Annotated in this window: 14 protein-coding genes; 8 read left to right on the top strand and 6 right to left on the bottom strand. The window is 70.8% G+C overall.

Features of this window, described 5'->3' with window-relative positions:
* Positions 1 to 73 precede the first annotated feature (73 nt).
* The 5 genes from IFR14_RS02040 (at position 74) to IFR14_RS02020 (ending at position 9738) form a co-directional block, all read left to right on the top strand.
* Positions 74 to 2551, top strand: a complete 2478-nt coding sequence (locus tag IFR14_RS02040) for a beta-glucosidase family protein (RefSeq protein ID WP_191940054.1) — start codon at positions 74 to 76, stop codon at positions 2549 to 2551.
* Positions 2548 to 5376: a family 78 glycoside hydrolase catalytic domain gene (locus IFR14_RS02035; RefSeq protein ID WP_191940053.1), complete on the top strand. Its 2829-nt coding sequence runs from the start codon at positions 2548 to 2550 to the stop codon at positions 5374 to 5376. The genes IFR14_RS02040 and IFR14_RS02035 overlap by 4 nt, the downstream gene beginning before the upstream one ends.
* Before the next feature lie 89 nt (positions 5377 to 5465).
* On the top strand, positions 5466 to 7208 hold the full coding sequence (locus IFR14_RS02030) for a DUF5605 domain-containing protein (protein ID WP_137242782.1): 1743 nt from the start codon (positions 5466 to 5468) through the stop codon (positions 7206 to 7208).
* A gap of 432 nt (positions 7209 to 7640) precedes the next feature.
* Entirely contained in the window at positions 7641 to 7991 is a 351-nt protein-coding gene (locus IFR14_RS02025) for a hypothetical protein (protein ID WP_191940052.1), read from the top strand.
* Between the two features lie 115 nt (positions 7992 to 8106).
* The gene (locus IFR14_RS02020; RefSeq protein ID WP_191940051.1) at positions 8107 to 9738 is read left to right on the top strand and encodes a beta-N-acetylhexosaminidase; all 1632 of its coding nucleotides are present in this window, start codon (positions 8107 to 8109) and stop codon (positions 9736 to 9738) included.
* Between the two features lie 207 nt (positions 9739 to 9945).
* On the opposite strand, the gene IFR14_RS02015 is transcribed toward IFR14_RS02020, so the two are convergent.
* From IFR14_RS02015 to IFR14_RS01995, 5 genes are all read right to left on the bottom strand, one after another.
* Positions 9946 to 10446, bottom strand: coding sequence for a DUF2087 domain-containing protein (locus tag IFR14_RS02015; RefSeq protein WP_191940050.1), 501 nt, complete (start codon positions 10444 to 10446; stop codon positions 9946 to 9948).
* 64 nt (positions 10447 to 10510) lie between these two features.
* Positions 10511 to 11197 (bottom strand): 4'-phosphopantetheinyl transferase superfamily protein, encoded by a 687-nt coding sequence (locus IFR14_RS02010; protein WP_191940049.1) that lies wholly within the window; start codon positions 11195 to 11197, stop codon positions 10511 to 10513.
* On the bottom strand, positions 11190 to 12215 hold the full coding sequence (locus tag IFR14_RS02005; RefSeq protein ID WP_191940048.1) for a hypothetical protein: 1026 nt from the start codon (positions 12213 to 12215) through the stop codon (positions 11190 to 11192). The genes IFR14_RS02010 and IFR14_RS02005 overlap by 8 nt, the downstream gene beginning before the upstream one ends.
* Positions 12216 to 14333 (bottom strand): MMPL family transporter, encoded by a 2118-nt coding sequence (locus IFR14_RS02000; RefSeq protein WP_191940047.1) that lies wholly within the window; start codon positions 14331 to 14333, stop codon positions 12216 to 12218.
* Positions 14334 to 14368: 35 nt separating this feature from the next.
* Positions 14369 to 19072 (bottom strand): type I polyketide synthase, encoded by a 4704-nt coding sequence (locus tag IFR14_RS01995; protein ID WP_191940046.1) that lies wholly within the window; start codon positions 19070 to 19072, stop codon positions 14369 to 14371.
* Between the two features lie 251 nt (positions 19073 to 19323).
* On the opposite strand from IFR14_RS01995, the gene IFR14_RS01990 reads away from it, so the two are divergent.
* Entirely contained in the window at positions 19324 to 20067 is a 744-nt protein-coding gene (locus IFR14_RS01990; protein ID WP_191940045.1) for a dienelactone hydrolase family protein, read from the top strand.
* Between the two features lie 96 nt (positions 20068 to 20163).
* Here IFR14_RS01990 and IFR14_RS01985 read toward each other — a convergent pair whose 3' ends face one another.
* Positions 20164 to 21555, bottom strand: a complete 1392-nt coding sequence (locus tag IFR14_RS01985) for a glycine--tRNA ligase (RefSeq protein ID WP_137242790.1) — start codon at positions 21553 to 21555, stop codon at positions 20164 to 20166.
* Between the two features lie 184 nt (positions 21556 to 21739).
* Here IFR14_RS01985 and IFR14_RS01980 point away from each other — a divergent pair, with 184 nt between their 5' ends.
* Both IFR14_RS01980 and IFR14_RS01975 read left to right on the top strand, forming a co-directional pair.
* The gene (locus IFR14_RS01980; RefSeq protein WP_191940044.1) at positions 21740 to 23044 is read left to right on the top strand and encodes an alpha/beta hydrolase; all 1305 of its coding nucleotides are present in this window, start codon (positions 21740 to 21742) and stop codon (positions 23042 to 23044) included.
* A 92-nt stretch (positions 23045 to 23136) separates the two neighbouring features.
* Positions 23137 to 23571: a hypothetical protein gene (locus IFR14_RS01975; RefSeq protein WP_137242792.1), complete on the top strand. Its 435-nt coding sequence runs from the start codon at positions 23137 to 23139 to the stop codon at positions 23569 to 23571.
* Positions 23572 to 23606 lie beyond the last annotated feature (35 nt).

Here is a 23606-nt window from a genome sequence, read left to right as displayed (position 1 = left end):
CATCCGGTCCCCGAGACCCACCATCCGGTCCCTGAGCTTGTCGAAGGGCCACCCCAGAACGGACTCACATCGCATGACCATCACCACCCCCCGGCACGCCGCCGCCACGAAGCCCGTCGACACCGCGGCGATCGACGCCCTCGTCGCCCGGCTCGACCTCGAGGAGAAGGTCGCGCTCGTCTCCGGCGCCGACTTCTGGACCACGGTCCCGCTCGAGAAGATCGGCCTCCGCGCCATGGTCCTGTCCGACGGCCCGGCCGGCGTCCGCGGTCCGCTGTGGGACGAGCGCTCGCCGTCCATCAACCTCCCGTCAGCGACCGCGCTGGCCTCCTCGTGGGATCCGTCGCTCGCCTACCGATACGGCGCCGTCGCCGCGGCCGAGGCCCGCCGGAAGGGCGTCGACGTCGTCCTCGGCCCGACCATCAACCTCCACCGTTCCCCGCTCGGCGGGCGGCACTTCGAGGCGTTCAGCGAGGATCCGGAACTGACCGGATCGCTCGCGGCCGCCTACGTCAGCGGCCTGCAGGACAACGGCGTCGCCGCGACCCCGAAGCACTACGTCGCCAACGATTCCGAGACCGACCGCTTCACGGTCGACGTGCACGCGAGCGAGCGCGCCCTCCGCGAGCTCTACCTCGCGCCGTTCGAGCGCACGGTGACCGAGGCCGGCACCTGGGCGATCATGAGCGCCTACAACTCCGTCGACGGCGTCACGATGAGCGAGAACGACCTCCTGGAGACGCCGCTCAACTCGGAGTGGGGCTTCGACGGCGTCGTCGTCAGCGACTGGACCGGCGTCCGCAGCCTCGGCTCGGCACCGGCGTCGCAGGACCTCGCCATGCCCGGCCCCGCTCCCGCATGGAGCGCGGCCCTCGTCGAGGCCGTCCGCGACGGCCGCGTCGCCGAAGCCGACGTCGACCGCAAGGTCGCCCGACTCCTCGCCCTCGCGGTCCGTGTCGGTGCCCTCGGCGAGGAAGCGCTGGCGCCGGCCCCGGTCGACGGGGTCGCCTTCTCCCGCGAGGCCGAGACCGAGGGCGTCGTGCTGCTCGACAACGACGGCACGCTCCCCCTCGACGCCGCCGCGCTCACCCGCGTCGCCGTCATCGGGCACAACGCCCGCGACTCGCGCACCCAGGGCGGTGGCAGCGCGACGGTCCTCCCCGAGCACACCGTCAGCCCGCTGGAGGGACTCCGACTCGCGCTCCCCGAGGCGACGATCGACTACGCCGTCGGCGCGATCGTGCAGGAGGGCGTCGCCGAACTCCCGCTTGAGCGCCTCACCAATCCGCGCACGGGTGACCCCGGTCTCGTCGCCACGTTCCTCGACGCCGACGGTGTGGAACTCTTCACCGAGGACCGCCGGTCCACCGCGCTCGTCTGGTTCGGTGGCGACGCCCCGGTCACCACGGCGTCGCAGCTCGTGCTCACCACCACGTACACGCCGGAGGCCACCGAGCAGCTGCGACTCGGCTTCGCCACGGGGCTCCACGGCCGGCTCTTCGTCGACGGCGTCCTCCTCGTCGACGAGCAGCCCGTGGTCGTCGGGAACGACCTCGGCGCCGCGCTGCTCGCCCCGCCGTCGGCGACGGGGGCGTTCGCCGCCCAGGCCGACGTCGCCGTCGAACTCCGCGCGGAGTTCGACCTCTCCCCGAGCGAGAACGGTCTCGGCGCGATCAGCGTCACCGTCGGTCGCGCTCCCGACGACTCCGACCCCGACGCCCTCATCGCCCAGGCGGTCGAGGCGGCCCGCGCGGCCGATGTCGCCGTCGTGGTCGTCGGCACGAACTCGAAGGTCGAATCGGAGGGCTGGGACCGCAGCGATCTCACCCTCCCCGGCCGTCAGGACGAGCTCGTCCGGGCCGTCGCCGCTGTGAACCCGCGCACCGTCGTGATCGTCAACTCCGGTGCCCCGGTCCTGCTCCCCTGGAGCGACGAGGTCGCCGCCGTGCTCCTCGGTTGGTTCGGCGGGCAGGAGATGGGCAACGCCCTGACCGACGTGCTCCTCGGTGTCGCCGAACCCGGTGGTCGCCTCAGCACCACCTGGGCTGCAGCGCTCGACGACGTCCCGGTGCTCGACGTCACCCCGGTGGACGGCGTGCTCCGCTACGAGGAGGGCATCCACATCGGCTACCGCGCGTGGCTCCGCTCGGGTGCCACGCCCGCCTACTGGTTCGGCCACGGGCTCGGGTACACGAGCTGGTCCATCGACGGTGGCGAGGTCTCGGGTGACGTCGCGTCAGGTGACGCCCGCGTCTCCGGGACCGCGACGAACACCGGCGACCGCGCCGGCAAGCACGTCGTGCAGGTGTACGCGGAGCGACCGGACTCCTCGGTCGACCGCCCCGTGCGCTGGCTCGTCGGATCGGCCGTCGTCCGCGCGGGCGCCGGCGAATCGGTCGCCTGGGAGGTCGCGCTGCCGGCCCGGGTCTTCGCCCACTGGGCGGACGGCTGGCAGGTCGAGCCAGGCGACGTCACGCTCCGGATCGGATCGTCCGTCGTCGACCTCGTGGACGAGCACGTCGTGACCATCGCGGCAGGGACCTCCCGATGACCGCGCACGTCGCGCGGATCGGCCGGCTGCGTGCGGGGACCCGGGACGACAGCCCCGCGGTCGCGACGCCGACGCCTCGGTTGAGCTGGACCGTCGAGACCTCGGGTTCCGACTGGGTGCAGGCCTGGGCCGAGCTCCGGGACGGCAGTGGTGCCACGGCGCGTGTCGAGGGCCGCGACTCCGTCCTCGTCTCCTGGCCGTTCCCACCACTCGCGCCGGACGAGGTGCGCACCGTCGAGGTCCGTGCCGCGTCGACCGCGGGTGAGGAGACCCCCTGGAGCGAGCCGACCGTCGTCGAGGCCGCGTTCCTCGCCGACGGAGCCTGGACCGCCCACTTCATCGGTCTCGCGGCGCCCGAGCGTCCGGCGCAGCCGATCCGGGTGCGCCGCACCTTCACGGTCGGCGGGCCCGTCCGTCGCGCCCGGCTGTTCTGGACCGCGCTCGGTGCCGCCGAACCGCAGCTCAACGGGGTTTCTACCTCGGAGGACGTCCTCTCTCCCGGCTGGACCGCTTACGGCGACCGCCTCGTGCACGAGACCGTCGACGTCACCGCGCTCGTCGAGCCGGGCGAGAACGTCCTCGCCGCGACCGTCGCCGGCGCCTGGTACACCGAGCGCTACGGGTTCTTCCAGTTCGCCGAGCGGATCTACGGCGACCAGCCACGCTTCGCCGCCCAGCTGCAGCTCGACTACCTCGACGGGACGACGGAGACGCTCGTCACCGATGCGAGCTGGTCGGCGGCCGACGGTGCCGAGCTCGTCGACAGCGGCATCTACGCCGGCGAAGCGATCGACACCACCCTGGCCGAACCCGGCTGGTCGACGACGGCGTTCGACGCGTCCACCTGGGCCCCTGCCCTCGTCGACGACGCTGCGCACCCGGTGCCGGAGGCCCGCATCGCCGCGCCTGTCCGTCGCATCGAGGAGCGCGCGGTGGCGGAGGTGCTCACCTCGCCGTCGGGCGCGACCATCCTCGACTTCGGCCAGAACCTCGTCGGCCGCCTCCGGCTCACCGTCGCCGGCCCGCGGGGCACGACGCTCACGCTCCGGCACGCCGAGGTCCTCGACGAGGGCGAACTCGCCCTGCGTCCCCTCCGCAACGCCGCGGCCACCGACCACGTCACGCTCTCGGGCGACGGCGAGCAGACGATCGAGCCGCGCTTCACCTTCCACGGCTTCCGCTACGCGCAGATCGACGGCTGGCCGGGCGCATTCGACCCGGCGTCGGTCACCGCCGTCGTCCTCCACAGCGACCTCACGCGCACGGGATGGTTCTCCTCCTCGCACGAGCTGCTCGACCGCCTCCACGAGAACGTCGTCTGGGGCATGCGCGGCAACTTCCTGAGCATCCCGACCGACTGCCCGCAGCGCGACGAACGGCTCGGCTGGACGGGTGACCTGCAGGTCTTCGCCCCGACCGCGAGCTTCCTCTACGACAGCTCCGCCTTCCTCGACTCCTGGCTGCGCGACCTCGCACTCGAGCAGGGACACCAGGACGGTGTCGTCCCCATGGTGGTCCCGGCCGCGCTGTCCGGATTCGCCGGTGGCGGGCCGACCGCAGCCTGGGGCGACGCCGCGACCGTCGTGCCGTGGGTGCTCCACGAGCGCTACGGCGACCTCGGGATCCTGCGCGAGCAGTACCCGTCGATGCGCTCCTGGGTGGAGGCCGTCCTCCGGGTGAGCACCGACGGTCTCTGGTCGAACACCTTCCAGCTCGGCGACTGGCTCGACCCGAGCGCGCCGCCGGACCAGCCAGCGAAGGCCAGGGTCGACTCGGACATCGTCGCGAGCGCCTATCACGCGCGATCCCTCCGGATCCTCACCGACACCGCCCGGCTCCTCGGTGAGACGGCGGACGCCGAGCGGTACGGCGAACTGGCCGAGCGGAGTCGGGCGGCCTTCACCGCCGAGTACGTGACGCCCGCCGGCCGGATGATGTCCGATGCACCGACCGCGTACGCCCTGGCCCTACGGTTCGGCCTTGTCGACGACCCCGCCCTGCGGCAACGCCTCGCGGACCGCCTCGCCGACCTCGTCCGCGCCGACGGCTACCGCATCGGTACCGGTTTCGTGGGGACGCCGCTCATCACCGACGCGCTCGCCGACGGCGGACACCTCCGCGCGGCCGGCCGCCTCATGCTCCAGACCGAGAACCCATCCTGGCTCTCGCCCGTCACCAAGGGCGCGACCACGATCTGGGAGCGCTGGGACAGCCTGCTCGAGGACGGCTCGGTCAACCCGGGTGAGATGACCTCGTTCAACCACTACGCGCTCGGCGCCGTCGCCGACTGGCTGCACCGCACCGTGGCCGGCCTCGCTCCCGCGGCTCCCGGCTACCGCGAACTCCGGATCGCACCGCGGCCGATCGACGGACTCGACCACGCCGAGGCCCGACACCTCACCCCCTACGGCGAGGCATCGGTGGCGTGGCGACGCGAAGGGTCGTCCCTCCGGGTGTCGGCGGTCGTGCCGCCGAACACGACGGCGACGGTCGCGTTGCCGGGTGCCCCCGAGGAGACCGTCGGGTCCGGTCGCCACGACTGGACGATCGAGGTCACGGACGCCGGCTCGAGTGCCGATGACGACATCACGCTCGGCCTCGACTCGCCGCTCTCCGAGATCATCGACCGACCTGCCGCGTACGACGCCCTCCTCAGCTCGGTGGGTGCCCACGATCAGGCCAAAGCCGACGACATCCGCCGCGGCACCCAGTGGAGTCGGGGTCGGACCGTCCGTCAGCTCCTCATGTTCACGCCGCCGTCGATGCTCGACGAGGTGGACGCGGCGCTGGCCGCAGCCACTCCGGCACCAGGAGTTGCGCGATAACCCCCGCTCGACTGTTCCACGTGCAACACTCGCACCGCCTGCACCACTAGCACCCGCCGCCGACCCGCTCGGCTGATCACAGGAGATCCATGTTCGACCGCAGTTCCGCCTTCGGAGACGTCATCGAGAGCCCCGCGGGTCGCACCGTCCTCGAGCAGTTCCTGCCCGGCATCGCCGCGTCGCCGATGGCCAAACAGTTCCGCAGCATCCGGCTCGGGCAGCTGTCGGCGATCGTGCCGGAGCTGCAGGACGACGCGGCGAAGGATCGTCTCTGGGCGGCGCTCGCACAGGTCGACGACGGTCCCGACGCCCGCGCCCCCTACGGCGCCGCGATCGAGCCCGCTCCCGACTACGAGGGCCAGGACGTCCCGCGCGGCTCGGCGACCCTGACGGTCCCCGGCGACGTCCCGCAGTACGGCGTCGTGGAGATCCGGCTGGACGGGCCGTCGCACGGCAACCCGTTCGTCGACGTGGAACTCGGCGCGACGTTCACGAACGGCGCACGCGAGCTCACCGTCGGCGGGTTCTACGACGGCGACGGTCGGTACCTGGTGCGCCTCCTCGCCGAGGAGCAGGGCGAGTGGTCGTTCACCACGAGCTCGACCGCCCGATCACTCGACGGCGTCGCGGGCGCGTTCACCGTGTCGGCCGCGGCGGCGGGCAGTCACGGACCGGTGCGCGTCGACGGCTTCCACTTCGCCCACGCCGACGGCACCCGCCATCGCCCGCTCGGCACGACCGCCTACGCCTGGACGCACCAGCCCGAGGAGCTGCAGGAGGAGACGCTCCGCGCCCTCGAAGCCGCGCCGTTCACGAAGATCCGCATGTGCGTGTTCCCGAAGTCGTACCTCTACAACGCGAACGAGCCGGAGACGTTCCCCTTCGTCGGCTCGCTCGCCGACGGGTTCGACCACGAGCGCTTCGACCCGGCGTACTGGGCGAACCTCGAGCGGCGCATCACCCAGCTCGGCGCGCTCGGCATCGAAGCGGACCTGATCCTCTTCCACGCCTACGACCGCTGGGGCTTCGCTGACCTCGGTCCGGCCGTCGACGAACGGTACCTCCGCTACGCCGTCCGTCGGCTCGCCGCGTTCGCGAACGTGTGGTGGTCGATGGCGAACGAGTACGACCTGCTCTGGGCGAAGACGAACGACGACTGGGAGCGACTCGCGGCGGTCGTCGGCGCGGAGGACCCGCACGGCCACCTCAACTCCATCCACAACTGCCAGGGGTTCTACGACTACGCGAAGCCCTGGATCACGCACTGCAGCGTGCAGCGCGTCGACGTCTACCGGACCGCGGAGAACACCGACGCCTGGCGCGAGCAGTGGGGCAAGCCGATCGTCATCGACGAGTGCGCCTACGAGGGCGACATCGACCAGGGCTGGGGCAACATCACCGGCGAGGAGATGGTGCGACGGTTCTGGGAGGGTGCGATCCGCGGCGGCTACGTCGGCCACGGCGAGACCTACCTCAACGACCGGGAGGAGCTGTTCTGGTCGAAGGGCGGGCCGCTCATCGGTTCGAGTCCCGACCGCATCGCGTTCCTGGAGCGCATCTCGGCGGAGTCCCCGACGGGCGTCCTCGACCCGCTGCCCGGCGACTGGGACGTGCCGTGGGGCGGAGTCTCCGGCCGCTACGTCATCGGCTACTTCGGCTTCAACCGGCCGCGGTTCCGCAACGTCTTCCTCCCCGAGGGCGAGTTCCACGTCGACGTGCTCGACACCTGGAACATGACGGTCGAGACCCTTCCCGGCACCCACACCGGTACGGTCCGGGTCGACCTGCCCGGTCGCCAGTTCATGGCGGTCCGCCTCCGCCTCGTGGAGTAGCCGCCCCCGGCCGCCGGGCCCGGCTTGTCCGGTCACTGAGCCGGACTGGTCCGGTCACCGAGCCGCCTCCCCCGGTCACTGAGCCTGTCGAAGTGCCGAGCAACCCTCCCCGCTCGCTGGCCCACCGGCCACCGGCCACTGGGCCCACCCTCCCCCGGTCACTGAGCCTGTCGAAGTGCCGAGCAACCCTCCCCGCTGACTGGGCCCATCCGCCACCGGTCACTGGGCCCACCGCCACCGGTCACTGGGCCACCCTCCCCGGTCACTGAGCCACCATCCCCGGTCACTGAGCCTGTCGAAGTGCCGAGCAACCCTCTCCGCGACCCCGCCTCCACACCGTTGACACGTTTGTTCGGACCCTTTACAGTTGTCGGGCATTGACGCAACCCCCGTTGCAACATGCGCAATCGCCCGACGACTGGAGAGCGGCCCATGGATCACGGCACCGGCACCATCCTCCCGGGCGGCGTCCTCCGCGGAACCGCCCTCACCGCCCTGCTGCCCACCTGGGTGACGGGCGGCGGTGGCGACGCCGTCATCGACCGCCTCCGTGACGACGCCGTCGTCGACGAACTCGAACGGGCCTTCGCCGAGCCGCCGGTCGACGAGCGCGTCGACTGGTCCGCCGTGCGCATCGCGCAGGTGTCGCACCCCGACCTCCGCGAGCTCGTCGGCCGCAGCATCGCCGAGCTCGCCGCCGAGGCCGGCCAGTCGCCGCTCACCGTCGTCTCGGATACGCTGATCGCCGACCGCCTCACCACCCTCGTCGACCGCCCGTCCTGACCTCCACCATCCGGGACCGTTCTCAGGAGTCCTCCGGCGTGTCACCGGGTTCCCGGCCAGCCGCGCCGCAGATGTCCTGAGAACGGCCCATCAGCACTCGAGGAGAGAACCACCGATGCTTCCACTGCCCGTGTCCATCCAGCAGCACGACGGCGCCTTCACGCTGAGCGAGACGACCGGGCTCGGCGGTGACCGCCGCTTCACGGCCGCGACCCGCTGGTTGCGCGGGGTGCTGCAGACGTCGACCGGGTTCGACCTCGACGCACGGATCGACCTGCGGACCGACAGCATCGCGTTCATCCACGACGACACCGTCGCGGCCGGCGGCTACCGGCTCGTGGTGGACGCGGACGGTGTGCGCATCGTCGCCGCCGACGCCTCCGGCGCGTTCTCCGGTGCGGTGACCCTGACCCAGCTCCTCCCCCCGGCGGTCAACCGCCGTGCGCTCGTCCCCGGCGTCGACTGGACCGTCCCGGCGACGACCATCGACGACGCCCCGCGCTTCGGGTGGCGCGGCGTCATGCTCGACGTGGCACGGCACTTCCTCCCCACGTCCGACGTGCTGCGGTTCATCGACCTCGCCGCGCGCCACAAGCTCAACGTCCTCCACTTCCACCTCACCGACGACCAGGGCTGGCGCATCCAGATCGACGCCTTCCCGAAGCTGACCGAGGTCGGCGGGTGGCGGACCGAGAGCCAGCACGGCGCAGCGCGGCACGCGCCCGGCGACGGCCGCCCGCACGGCGGCTTCTACACGAAGGACGACCTGCGCGAGATCGTCGCCTACGCCGCTGAGCGGTCCATCACGGTCGTCCCCGAGATCGACCTGCCCGGTCATGCGCGAGCCATCATCGCCGCGTACCCCGAGCTGGGTGTGCCGGATGTGGCGCAGGACGCGGACGAGCCGTCGGTGTGGACGCGGTGGGGGATCAACGAGGCGATCCTCGACATGGGCGAGGAGACGGTCGCGTTCTTCCGCACCGTGTTCGACGAGGTCATGGAGCTCTTCCCGTCGACCTTCATCGGCGTCGGTGGCGACGAGGCGAAGAAGACCCGCTGGGCGGCGAGCGCCCGGACCCAGGCGCTCATGGCCGAGCGTGGGCTCGACTCCGTCGAAGCGCTGCAGGCGTGGTTCATCCGCCAGCTCGAGGCGCACCTGTCCGCCGCCGGCCGACGCCTGTACGGCTGGGACGAGATCCTCGAGGGCGGCGGATTGCCGAAGGACGCGACCGTCGCCTCATGGCGCGGCGAGTTCGGTGCGGTCGCCGCCGCACGCCAGGGGTACGACGTCATCGCCTGCCCGGACGACCGCGTCTACCTCGATTACCGCGAGTCGGAGCTGCCGGGTGAGCCGATCCCGGTCGGACCACCGCTGACCGTCGCGGAGGTGTACACCTTCGAGCCGGTGCCGGCTGAGCTGACGGAGGCGCAGGCCGAGCACATCATCGGGGTGCAGGCGAACATCTGGACCGAGCACATGGACTCCGCCCGCGTCATCGACTACCAGGCATACCCGCGGCTGTGCGCCCTCGCCGAGGTCGCCTGGGTCGGCCGCGAGCGCGACCTCGCGGGCTTCGAGGCGCGGCTGCAGCAGCACCTCGCCCGCCTCGACGCCCTCGGGGTCGAGTACCGCCGCGCTTCGGGACCGTTCCCGTGGCAGGAGCGTCCCGACGCCGAGGGTCGGCCGTCCACCCGCGAGCAGCGGGCCGCCCTCGTGGAGGAGCTCACGAAGGACATCCGCGCCTGACGCCGCCGGCGGGCGTTGAGCCTCCCGCCCGGTCCCGAAGCCTCCCGTCGGTCCCTAAGCCTCCCGCCTGGTCCCCGAGCCCCAACTCGGTCCCTGAGCCTGTCGAAGGGCCCCGCAAGCCCACGCACGCACTTCGACAAGCTCAGTGACCGGAAGAGGCCCAGCCTCGCGCGCACTGGTCCCTGAGCCTGTCGAAGGGCGGCCTCCTCAGGTGACGAGCGCGTACTCGGTCCCCGAGCGCGTGCGTTCGACGAGCTGCGCGTCGACGAGGTACCGCCGGAGCACCGCGACGTCGTCGTGGAACGCGGACAACCGCTCGTTGATCTCGGCTTCGTCGACCACCTCGCCCGGCTGGAGCGCTGATGCCGCGACGCGCTGCAACAGCGCCTGCCGCTCGTCCGGATTCGACGGGTACTGCACGATCCGACCGTCGACCAGGAAGCGGTCGACCCCTTCGCGCTTCGGCGGTGCGGCGGCCGCGAGGAGGTCCCGGAACACCCCGCCCGAGACGCGCCCGCCGTCGTCCAGCAGGCCCGCCCGAGACAACGTCTGGACGCTCTGCTCGGCCCGCCGCACAGCACGCTGGGTGGCGCCGAGGTCGGGCTCCTGCCCGAGGACGAGTTGCGCGTACACCGTCCGGGCGTCGTCGTTCGCGAGGGCGGCGGCCAGTGCACGCCAGTCCGTCGTCGTCCGTTCCTCGTCCGACATGGCCCCTCCTCCTGCGGTCTACGACATCGTCCTCAACGGTACCCGCGTCGACCGGATCAGCCGATCACCCGTCCTGTCGCCGCGAGGCCGGGACGATGACGACGCTGCAGAGGTGGGTGCCCACCACCGACCATCGGCCGGCGAAGGTGCGCGGCGCGGTCGAACGTGCGGTCGGGCCGGCCGGCGGGACGACCCGCGCATCGAACGACCCACGATCCGGGTGGATCACCACCTCACACGCCGTGTAGTCGACCCATCGGCCGGTGAGCGGGTACCACGTCTTGAAGACGCTCTCCTTGACGCTCCACAACACGGCGCTCCACGCGACGGCCGGATGGCTCGAGGCGAGTCGCGTGAGCATGGACGCCTCATCCCCGCAGACGATCGTCGCCGCGACGGCTGGACGGACGGGCCGGTGCACCTCGACGTCGATCCCGATGGCGCTCACGACACCGACGTGACCGACGGCTGCGACCGTGAAACCCGGGCAGTGCGAGAGACTCCCGACGAAGCCGGTCGGCCAGACCGGTTGCCCGCCCTCCCCCGTGGGGATGTCCGTGGAGCGCTGGCCGAGCATTGCGAGTGCCGCCCCGGCGCAGTCGCGCGCCGAGCGGGATTCGGCGCTGCGACCAGCCGAGGTCGGACGGGCCCGGAACGGCCCGGGTGCGGTGCCGACGGACGCCGAGACGACGACCCCCGGCGGAACCTGCATCCGGAGCGCATCGACCACAGCGGCTGCGGATTCAGCCACCCGACCGACGCGGGGACGCCACGCGCGCCGCGGGGTCGGAGGCGGGGATGCCGACCCGGAACCAGGCGACGAGCTGCTCGTCCGGAGCGACCTGCCAGCGTTCGTCGAGCATGGCCCGGGTCTCCGGACAGTCGAGCGGCGCGCTCTGGGGATGCACGTACAGGCCGTGACGTTGAAAGCCGAGCCAGAGCCGGGTGAGCAGTCGCCCAGCGGCGAGTTCCTGCCGGGCCCCGGTGGGTCCGACGACACCGAGGACAGTGCCGGAGCCCTGGGTCGCGGAGGCCGACATCCTCGCCAACAACCCGGGCAGCCCGACGCCGCGAAGCGCGCGGAACACCCGCGGGCTGATCAGCGTCCGCAGGCCGGCTCGTTCGACCTTCGACAGCACGAGCATCGCGTCGTTGAGGCCGTCCTCGTCGTACCGCGGATGTCTTGGTGAAAGCCTGGTCCACTGATCGAGCTCGGCGACGATCGCCTGCTCGCCGAAGAACCACCGGTTGGCTCGCACGAGGATCGGGCGCGCGGCCCGTGTCGGCATGGAGACGAGCCGGAAGCCCATGCGCTCCGTCTCAACCGCGGCTTCCTGGAGGAGGTCGGGTCCGGGAGCGCCGTCCCGCCATCGCCCTCGCCAGACACGTCGCCCACGGACGTCCGCCGAGGAGAACCGCGTCTGGTAGCCCTCCGGGTGGCGCGAGAACCGGCCGACCTCCTCGGTCTCCGCGTCAGCGCCGGTCGAGGCCTCGAAGCCCAGTCCGACACCGGCCGACGCCGCGCAGATGAGGAGCGACTCGACGAACGCCCCGAACGACAGCATCGTGTCGCGTCCTCGCGGATCGCTCGCGCCGAGGGTGCGAGTGCGATCCCGGCGGAGGACGAGTTCGTCGCCCTGACGGTCCACGCCCCACGGCTGCGTGTTGTGGGCGTTCGCCGCGCGAGCCGCCTCGGACACGAGCGCCGAGAGGTCGTGATCGGCCGAGAGGTCGTGATCGGCCGACAGGCCGCTGAACCGCGCGTCCATTCAGCCCTCCGTGATCCCGATGCGGCGGTGGATCGCCGCGAGCCACCGCGGCGCCCACCAGTTGTATCGTCCGGCGACGCGCATGAAGACCGGGACGAGCACGCCGCGGATCAGGATGGCGTCGATGAGGATCGCGATGCCGGTACCGATGCCGAGCATCTTGATGATCGACACCCCGGAGGTCGCCATGGCGAAGAACGACACCGCGAGGATCGCCGCAGCGGCCGTGATGATCGGGCCGCTAGCACCGAGCCCGCTCCGCACCGCCTCCGCGAGATCGCCCGTGGCACGGAACCGTTCCTGGATCCGCGCGAGGAGGAACACCTCGTAGTCCATCGAGAGTCCGAACGCGATGCAGAACAGCAGGATCGGGATCGAGATGGCGATGGGCGACGGGGTGAAGCCGAGCACGTCCGACAGGTTGCCGTCCTGGAAGAGGAACACGATGACGCCCAGGATGCCGACCAGCCCGACCACGTTCAGCACCAGCGCCTTGATCGGGAGCAGCACGCTCCCCGTGAACAGGAAGAGGATGATCAGGGTCATGAGCGCGATGGCCGCGGCGGCGAACGGCAGACGCGCCGAGATGGAGTCACCGATGTCGATCATCTGCGCCGCGAGGCCACCGACCAGGACGGTCGAGCCGGCTCCAGGGTCCACCGCGCGGACGTCGCGGACGAGCTCCGAGCCCTCGGGCGAGTACGGGACGACGTCGGTCGCGACCTGCAGCCAGAGCGCCGAACCGTCGCGGAAGTGCTGCTCCGTCCGAGCATCGGCCGGGACGACGAGGCGTCCGTCGACGAAGCTGCCGAGGGACGTCGTGACGGCCTCGACGCCCATGATCGAGGAGAGCTCGGTGGCGTACTCCTCGAGCTCGCGGTCCGTCCCCGCCCAGTCCTCGGTGACGACGGAGACGGCGTCCGCCTCGGCGACGTCGAAGTCGGACCACATGATGTCCGCCACGACACGACTCTCGGCGTCGGCGGGGAGCACTCGTTCGTCGGGTACCCCGAACTCCGCGTGCGCGAACGGCGCGGCCATGGCGATGAGCAGCGCGATCACGGGCACCGCCAACCACGGACGGCGATACGCGTGGTCGCCCACCCGGTACCAGAACCGACCCTCGGCCCCGGCCGGGCGCCGCGAGCGCAGACGGCCCCAGTCGATCCGGCGACCCAGGAGGGTGAGGGCTGCGGGCAGCAGGACGACCGCGCCCACCACGGAGCAGGCCACGATGACGAGTCCCGCGATGGCGAACGAGCGCAGGAAGTACTGGTCGAACAGCATCAGCGTGGCGAGCGCCGCGGCGACGACGACGCCGCTGAACACGATGGTCCGGCCGGTCGTCCGCCGAGCGATCCGCAACGCCTCCTCGTCGGTGGCTCCGCCCGAGCGTTCGTCCCGATAGCGGGTGAGGAACAGCAGGCAGTAGTCGATGGCGAGTCCGAGGCCCAACGCGGTGACGAGGTTGACTGCGAACAGGGAGACCGAGGTGAGCTGCGCGACCACGTTCAGCAGGCCGAGGGAACCGAGGATCGTGACGCCCGCGACGCCGACGGGCAGCAGCGCGGCCACCACACCGCGGAACGCGAAGAACAGCAGCACGAGGGTGATCGGGATGGCGATCGTCTCCGCGACGATGATGTCCGTCTTGACCTGCGCGTTCAGGTCGTCGTTGATCCCCGCGATGCCGCCGAACCGGACCGTGGCCGACGTCACCTCCTCGGTGATCGTCCCGCGGAGCGCGGTGGTCGCGCGTTGCACGGTGTCCTCGTCTCCGGCGAGCGCCACGAGCACGACGCCGCGGTCGGTGTCGCTCCGCAGCTGCTCCGCGTCGGCGTAGGAGCCGGTGACGCTGGCGCCGTCCACATCGTCAACAGCGCCGACGATGTCGTCGAGCGCCTCCCTGCCGGCGGCGCTGTCGAGTCCGTCGGAGACGTCCACGACGAGGACGAGTTTCGGGTCGCTGCCGGGGAACCGGTCGGCGAGCACGTCCGCTGCAGCCACGGAGTCGGACTGCGGGTCGTCGAACCCGCCCGTCTTGAGGTTGTCGAGGACGTCGGCCCCCGCGATGCCCGCCACGATCGCGAACACCAGGCCGATCAGGAGCGTGATCACCGCCCGTCGTCTGGGAGTCGTTCTGGAGTGGTTCGTCATGCGGATACCTCGATGTCGTGGGTGATGCGGTTGAGTTCGGATGCCGTGATGTCCACGACCCGCTGGATCTGCTCGGCGGTGTGCTCCGCGGTGATGAAGAAGCGGAGCCGCGCCTGGTCGTCCGGTACGGCCGGGTACAGGATCGGGTTGACGCTGAAGCCGTGGTCGAAGAGCGCCGTCGCCAGGGCGAGCGCCCGTTCCGAGCTGCCGACGATGCACGGCACGACGGGCGAGTCGGCGCTGTCGCCGATGTCGATGCCGGCGGCCCGGGCCGTCTCGCGGAAGCGGTCGGCGTTCTGCCGCAGGCGGCTGAGGCGCTCGGGCTCGTCGCGCATGAGCCGGAGGGCGGCGAGCGACGCGGCCGCGTTCGCCGGGGTGATGCCGACGCTGTACACGAACCCGGGCACGGAGTACTTGAGGTAATCGATCGCCGCGGCGGTGCCGCCGACGTAGCCGCCGCATCCGGCGAGCGACTTCGACATCGTCCCGCACCAGAGGTCGATGTCCGAGCGGTCGACGCCGAAGTGTTCGCCGACCCCGCCCCCGTTCGCGCCGACCGTTCCGATGCTGTGCGCTTCGTCGACGAGCACCAGTGCGCCGTGCCGCCGCTTCAGCTCGATGAGCTGCGGGAGCGGCACGAGGTCGCCGTCCATGCTGTAGACGCCCTCCACGACGATGAGGACTCGGCGGAACCCGCCGCGGATCGCGCCGAGGAGGTCGTCGAGCGCGTTCAGGTCGTTGTGGGGGAAGGACCGCCGGGTGGCTCCGGAGAGTTTCGCCCCCTGGATGATGCTGTCGTGCGCGAGGCTGTCGTGGACGATGAGGTCGCCCGGCTCCACCAGGTGCCCGATGACACTCACGTTCGTCGCGTGGCCGCTCACCAAGGTGAGCGCGGACTCCACCTGGAGGAGGTCGGCGAGCTCCTGCTCGAGCTCGGCATGGATCGGGCGCTCCCCGGACAGGAACCGACTGGCGGACACCGAGCTGCCGTATCGGGCCACGGCGTCGGCGATCGTCTCGGCGACCACGGGGTGGCCGGTGACACCGAGGTAGTTGTAGCTCGAGAAGCTCACGAGCTGGGCGTCGCCGATCGTCGTCGTCGCGTCGATGATCCCCTCATGGAGCAGGAAGTAGGGGTTGCGGTCGGTCTGCTGCCGGCGTTCCCGCATGGCGACCGCCTCCGGGAAGCACTCGATGCGGGCGTCGGCCTCGGTCCATCGGGTCGGGCGGTCGACCGGCGCAGGGCACGCGGCTGCCACTGGTTTCGTCTCGACCCGCGGGAGCCGGTGCTGCGGCTCCTCGGCGAACGGGTGCAGCAAGGAGCCGACACCGTCCAGCACCTGCTCCACCGTGGGCCGCCCGGCGAAGCGCTCGCCGAGCTGGGCGGGGGTCGGCAGCGATGGCCACTCCGTGTGCAGCTGGGTGATCAGCTCACGCATCATCAGCGAATCGAATCCGAGCTGCTCGACGAGGTGCATGTCCGGCCGGATCAGGTCCAGCGGGAACCCGCTGATGCGCGACACCATGCCGAGGATGACCGCGTCGGACTCCGCACGATGCGACCGGGAGGCTGCGAGGCCCATCCGTGCGACCACCTCCGCCTGCGGAGAGCCGGGTTCCGCTGACCAACCGAACGGATCCGTCGACGCGGGCGCACGTCCGGCCTGCCCGGAACCCTCGATGAGGCTCAGCTGGCGGTTCATGAGGGCGAGCAGTCCGGGCAGGTGGTCGGCCTGGGCGTCGGCGGCTCGCGGCTGGATCGACGGTCCTGCCGACGGTCGTCCGGCGAGGGGGGAGGACGGCAGATCGCGGGGGTCGTGGTGCATGGAGTGGGGATCCTGTTCGACGGGGGAGGGTGGTCGGTGCGGTTCGGATGTGGGTTCTCGGGGTGTGGTCGTCGGGGCGGTTGCGTCCGGTCGGACGACCCAGTACGGCTCGGTCGGCAGCGGTGCGATCGGCAGCGCCACACCCGCGGTGTCTGGTGGCACGAGCGATGCCAGGTCGAGGTCGGCCCCCAGTACCGTCAGCCGACCGAGGAGTCGGAGGAAGGTCGACGCGTCGTCCGGCGCCGACGCGCTGCTCGGGATGACGTGCACGTCGGGCGCATCGCCCAGGGAGCGTCGGATGGACCCGAGCAGTGCCGAACCTCCACCGATCTGGACGTAGACATTGACGTCGGATGCGGACGCCGACTCGATCGCCTCGCGGAACCGCACCGTGGAGAAGACGTTCTCCTCGAGCTGACGGCCCAGCTCCTCGCTCGTCTCCACCGTGCGGCCCGTCACGGTGGAGACGAGCTGGACCTGCGGCGCGCGAGGTCGGAATCGCGACAGGTCCGCCACGAGGGCCGGCCGGATCGGCTCGAGCAGGGGCGAGTGGAACCCGGTGGCGACGCGCAGCGATTGGGTCGACACCCCGTGCTCGACGCACCGTTCCGCGACGGTGCGCAGGGCCTCGCCGGTTCCACTCACCACCGTCTGCCGGGGGTCGTTGGCGGCTGCGATCCACGCGTCGTCGATACCACTGAGGAGCGCTGCGGCCCGCTCGGCGTCGCAGCCGAGGGCCGTCATGCCGTCGCCGGGTCGCGTCGCAGCCGACCGCATGTGGTGTCCGCGGACCGCGGCGAGCCGTACGGCGTCGGGCGCATCGAGCGCGCCCGCCGTCGCCATGGCGGGCAGCTCGCCGACACTGTGCCCGATGACGAGGTCGGGCTCCACGCCGATCTCGCGCAACAGCGCCACGGTGGCGATCGCCGTCACCGCGAGCGCGGGTTGGCAGACCTCGGTGGACGTGAGACGGTCGATTCCGGAGGGGGTGTCGGCATCGGCCGCGACGAGCGCCGCGAGCACATCGACCCCGGTCTCGTCGAGCACCTGCTCGTTCAAGGTCTCGGCCGCTGTGCGGAAGGCGGGGAACCGATCGAGGAGGTCCGACTGCATCCGCGGTGTCTGGCTGCCCTGCCCGGGGAAGACGAAGGCGATCCGCCGGGCGGCCTCGTCGACACGGACCCCGGTGCAGACGTCCGCGGAGATCGCCCCGGTGGCTCCGCTAGCGAGCTGCTCCACGGCGGCCGACAGCCCGGAGATCAGCTCGGCGGCGGTGCGGCACACCACCGCCAGACGGGTGCTCGCGAGCGACCGGGAGCTCAGGGTCCGTGCGAAGCCGGCGATGGACGGTGCGTCGGCGGCCTCGAGGACGGCGAGGACCGCACGGAGGTGCTCGCCGAGCAGCGTGGGGTCGGCGGCCGAGAACACGAGCAGGTGCGGGAGCGTTTCGTCGGCCGGTCCCCCGGCGGCACGCCGACGGACTCGACCTGCTCGCGCCGGCGGTGATTCGAGCACGACGTGAGCGTTGGTGCCGCCGAACCCGAACGAGCTGACGCCGATCAGGCCCAGAGCGTCGTCGCCCGGATCGATGGTGCCGGAGGCGAGCGCCAGGCGGCCGTCTCGGAGGGCCTCGGTGTGCGCCTCCGAACGCAGGCGGGGCTGCCCGGGGACGACCCGATGCCTCGCCATGAGTGCCGCTTTGACGATGCTGGCGATCCCGGCCGCCGCCATCGTGTGCCCCACGAGCGCCTTCACCGCCGTGACCGTGGCGGTCCGGCGCGGCGATGCCCCGAGACGACGCAGCGCCGCCAGCGATTCCAGCTCGGTGCGGTCACCCACCGGGGTGGCCGTGCCGTGCGCCTCGACGACGCCCAGGTCGGCGGGGTCGGCAGCGGCGTCCTCGTAGGCCCGGCGGAGTGCTGCCAGCTGTCCGTCCGTCGTCGGCGTCATCGGTCCTTCGGCCCGGCCGTCGTTGGACACCCCGGAGCCGCGGATGACCGCGTAGACGTCGTCATGGTCGTCGATGGCGGCCTCAAGCGGTTTGATGACGATCATGCCGACACCCTCGCCCAGGAGGAATCCATCGGCATCGCCGTCGAACGGCCGGCACACCCCGCTCCGTGACAGCGCGCCGATCCGCGAGAAGGCGACCATCGCGTCCGGGACGAGGCTGAGGTTGACACCGCCGACGAGCGCCGCCGAGCACTGCCCGGACCGGATAGCGGCGATCGCCTGGTGGAGCGCGACGAGGCTGCTGGAGCACGCGGCGTCGACCGCGAAGCTCGGGCCGCCGAGGTCGAGCGTGCTGCTCACCAGCGCCGGCCCCATGTTGGGCAGGCATCCCGGCATCGAGAACGCGTGGAACGGGCGCACACCGGCGACGCGCGCGCCCATCGCCGCCGTGAGGTCGGGGCCGGCGCGTTCCGCGTGGACCGAGTCGTCGCCGAGGAGCTGCGCCCGGATGCGGAGCGAGGAGAGTTCGCGGTAGTCGTTCGCCGCCATCCCGACGAAGACGCCGATCGACGACCGGTCGATGCGACGACGTTCGAACCCGGCGTCGATCCACGCGGCTCGCGCTGCCTCGAGGAGCAGGCGATGTTGCGGGTCCATCGCGTGCGCCCGGCTGGGTGGGATGCGGAAGTGCCTTGCCGCGAACTGCTCGACGTCGTCGATGAAGGAGCCCTGGTCGGAGTAGGCGTGATGCACCGCTCGTGGGTCGTGGGGCGCGAAGAAGGTGGCGTGATCCCATCTCGAGCGGGGGACGGCGGAGCCGGTGCGTCGGGCCGCCAGGATGTTGCGCCAGTACTGGTGGGCGTCTGCCGCGCCACCGAAGCGGGCGGACAGGCCGACGATGGCGAGTGGTCGAACGGGCACGACGAGAGAACCTCCGAGGGTGTTGATCGCGGATGGAACGAGGGGGCAGGTCGGCATGTCGACGACTCCGAGCGGAGTGGGTCGAGGTCCAGGGGCCGCCTCGCGGTGAGGAGAGCCGGCCCGTGGGCACGCCACAGCTCGACTGTAGTCATCTGAAACATCAGTTTGGATGCTCGTTCAGAATCTGTGGATAACTCGCGAGACAGCGCAACCCCCAGCCGGTGCGGAGGGTCGGCTGGAACACTGGCGATATGACGACCATCACGCTGACCAAGGGCCTGACCGCCTACCGCGCCGACCCGCCGAAGGGCGTCGAGCTCCGCGGCGGGCTCGTGCTCATCCACGAGATCTGGGGCCTCGTCCCGCACATCACCGACGTCGCCGACCGGTTCGCCGCGGAGGGCTTTCTCGTCATCGCGCCCGACATCCTGAGTGGCGCCGGCGTCACGCCCGAGATCGGTGCGGAGCTGGAGAGCCTCGTCTTCAACAGCGACGAGGCGACGAGGACCGCGGCACAGCCGAAGCTGCGCGAGAAGCTCTCGGCCTCGAAGTCGCCCGAGTACGCCGAGGAGGCGCTCGGGTACCTGGGGAAGGCCGTCGACGCCCTGTTCGACGAGGAGGGGATCGACGGCCGGGTCGCCGTCGTCGGCTTCTGCTTCGGTGGCGGCTACAGCTTCGCGCTCGCCGCGGCCGACCGCCGCATCCGCGCCGCTGTCCCGTTCTACGGCTACCCGCCGGAGCCCGAGGCCGTGACGAGCATCGCCTGCCCGGTCCTCGCCTTCTACGGCGACCAGGACGAGGGCCTCATGCAGAGCCTGCCCGAGCTGACCACGACGATGGAGGACGCGAGGGTCGAGTTCACCGCGACCGTCTACCCCGACGCCGGTCACGCCTTCTTCAACGACACCAACACGATCACCTACCGCGAGGACGCGGCCGCCGACGCCTGGGTGAAGACGCTCGCGTTCCTCGACACCTCACTCGGCAACGCCTAGCCCGAGCGATCCGCATCCGTTCGCCCGTTTCTGGGCGAAGAAACGCCCGCTCGCCCAAGCATGGGCGAGCGGGCGTTCGTGTGAAGCGGCGGAGGCCTACGCGCCCTTGAGGCGGGTGGCGAGGTAGGCGTACAGCTCGTCGATGGCGACACGCTCCTGCTGCATGCTGTCGCGGTCGCGGACCGTCACGGCGTTGTCCTCGAGCGAGTCGAAGTCGACGGTCACGCAGTACGGGGTGCCGATCTCGTCCTGACGACGGTAGCGGCGGCCGATCGCACCCGAGTCGTCGAAGTCGATGTTCCACGAGCCGCGCAGCTCGTCGCCGATCTGGCGGGCGAGCGGCGACAGCGCCTCGTTGCGGGACAGCGGCAGCACGGCGACCTTGACGGGCGCGAGACGCGGGTCGAGGTGCAGCACGGTGCGCTTCTCGATCTTGCCCTTGGCGTTCGGCGGCAGCTCCTGCTCCTCGTACGCGTCGACGAGGAAGGCCATGAGCGCACGGGTCAGACCGAACGACGGCTCGATGACGTACGGCATGTACCGCTCGTTCTTGGCCTGATCGAAGTAGCTGAGGTCCTTGCCGGACTGCTCGGCGTGCACCTTGAGGTCGTAGTCGGTGCGGTTCGCGACGCCCATGAGCTCGCCCCACTCGCTGCCGGCGAAGCCGAACTTGTACTCGATGTCGACGGTGCGCTTCGAGTAGTGCGCCAGCTTCTCCTGCGGGTGCTCGAACCAACGGATGTTGTCGGGCGTCATGCCGAGGTCGATGAACCAGGCCCAGCAGAGGTCCATCCAGGTCTGCTGCCACTCGTCGTCCGTGCCGGGCTCGACGAAGAACTCGATCTCCATCTGCTCGAACTCGCGGGTGCGGAAGATGAAGTTACCGGGCGTGATCTCGTTGCGGAACGCCTTGCCGATCTGGCCGATGCCGAACGGCGGCTTCTTGCGGGCCGTCTGCAGCACGTTCGCGAAGTTCGTGAAGATGCCCTGAGCGGTCTCTGGACGCAGGTAGTGGAGACCAGACTCGTCGTCGACGACGCCGAGGAAGGTCTTCAGGAGGCCGGACATCTGACGGATCTCGGTCCACTGGCCGATCTTCGAGGGGTGCTCGGGGTCGGGGATGTCGGCGAGGCCGTTCTCCGGCGGGTGGCCGTGCTCGGCCTCGTACGCCTCGAAGAGGTGGTCGGCCCGGTACCGCTTGTGGGTGATGAGCGATTCGGTCAGCGGGTCGCTGAAGACCTTGACGTGACCGGACGCCTCCCAGACCGGGGTGGGCAGGATGACGGCGGAGTCGAGACCGACCATGTCGCCGCGGCCACGCACGAACGCGTTCCACCACTGGCGCTTGATGTTCTCCTTGAGCTCGACGCCCAGGGGCCCGTAATCCCACGCGGACCGCGTGCCGCCGTAGATGTCTCCCGACGGGAAGACGAAGCCGCGGTGCTGGGCCAGGGTGATGACGGACTCGAGATGGGACTGCTCTGCCATGGGTGTGGATCCTCCGTGCCGCTTGCCACGCGGCGGTACCTTCCGGTGCTGACGCCTGGCTGGCGCCCGCTCCCGGAACCCCTCAATCCTATGGGCGAGCCCGTGAGGACGCCCAACGGCCCTTGTCCCACTCAGGGCGGCCGCTTAGCCTGACAACCATCGCGGTACGCAGGATGGAGCATCGATGGACTGGCTGTGGAACCTCGACGTCATCGACGGTCCACTCGTCTGGGTGCTCGACGGGCTCAGCATCGCCGGCCTGCTGTACCTCGTCATCCGTCGGTCCGGGTTGCTGTGGTACCTGAGCGCCGCCATCGCCCTCCTGGCCGGCGCGCTCCTCGCCCTGGGGACGGTGTGGCTCGTCTTCGACGTGCTCAACCTCTTCGGCGGGCCGTTGATCCGCTCCGCGGAGCCCTGGTTGATCGGCGTCTTCGCCGGCATCGCGCTCGCCGTCCTCACCATCTGCTGGCGCGTCTCGTGGCAGCGGCGCGTCATCGCCGTCGCGTGCATCCTCGTCTTCGGCGCGACCGCGGCGCTGGGCGTCAACGGCGCGTACGGCGTCCAGACCACCCTCGGGTCGATGTTCCACGTCCAGAACCGCAAGCCGATCACCCTCGTGACGCCGACGAGCACGCCCACCGGCGATCCGGCCCGTCCACTGTACGAGACGTGGAAGCCGCCGGCCGATCTGCCGAAGACAGGCAGGTTCGGCCCGCTTCCCACAGGCGACCGGATCCCGAACACGAACTCCGGGTTCAACGCCCGCCCGGCGCAGGTCTACTACCCACCCGCCGCGCTCGTGAAGGATCCCCCGGCGCTCCCGTTCGTCCTCATGATGATGGGACAACCGGGTGACCCCGACGCGAAGTGGATCGGCGAGGCGCTCGACGCGATCGCCGCCGACCACCAGGGGCTCGCCCCCATCGCGCTCGTCGTGGATCAGCTCGGCGACCCTTCCGTGGATCCGCTGTGCATCGACGGGCGGTACGGGAAGGTGGAGACGTACGTCACGCAGGACGTCCTCCCGTGGGCGAAGGCGAACCTGCACATCCTCCAGTCGCCGAAGGATTGGACGGTCGCCGGGTACTCGGCCGGCGGCAGCTGTGCGATCTACTACGGAGCCAAGTACCCGCAGACCTTCGGCAACGTCGTCAGTGTCTCGGGTGAGGAGTATCCCGGAGCCGGCCTCCCGGCGGACAACCTGCGCGTGATGTTCAACGGCGACCAGAACGCGTACGACGCGATCAAACCGGCGACCATCATGGCGAAGACGAACTACGCCGACACGGAGGCGTTCTTCTCCGCTGGGACGGCCGACGCGGTCTACACCGACATGATGCGGCGCGCCGCAGCCACCGCGACATCCGCCGGCTGGAAGGTCCAGACCTTCGCGATACCGGGCGGCGACCACGGGGTCAGCTCGCTCACGGGCGGGCTGGACCAGACGCTCCGTGCGCTCTACCCGCGGATCGGCCTCCAACGACCGTGACGGGGACTGGGACGGGGACCCGGCTTCCACTCCATCGTGGGCTGTGGAGAACTTCGGCGGCGATCTGAACCGATTGGTTATGGTCGATGCCCATGACCACCCAGCTCCCGCCGATGCCACAGCCCCTCCTCGTCCAGATCGGCAACATCAGGGTCACTGAGGACGTGATCATGACCCCCGCCGGCACGTGGCCACTCGCGGACGTCAACGTGACGTCGAGCGATCAGACCTCGACGACCACCCACACCCCGGCGTGGGCCATCGTGCTGGTCATCGTGTTGATCTGGTTCTTCTTCCTCAGCCTGCTGTTCCTGTTCGCGAAGGAGAGGCGCGTCTCGGGGTTCGTCTCCGTGAACGTCCAGGCCGGCCCGTACACCTACACCGAGCAGGTCCCGATCTCGACCGACTTCGCCCGGCACGACACCATGAACCGCGTCGCTTACACCCAATCGCTGATCGGGCAGGCACGGCACCGGGCGATCGCGAACCGAGCGGCGGAGTCCTCCCGGCGCCCTGAGGTGCGGTGACCGGTCGCTCGAGGGCCGCTCACGCGACGAGATGA

This window comes from Plantibacter sp. CFBP 8775, from assembly GCF_014839505.1.
Classification (GTDB): Bacteria; Actinomycetota; Actinomycetes; order Actinomycetales; family Microbacteriaceae; genus Plantibacter; species Plantibacter auratus.
This window is presented reverse-complemented; position numbering and strand designations above follow the sequence as displayed.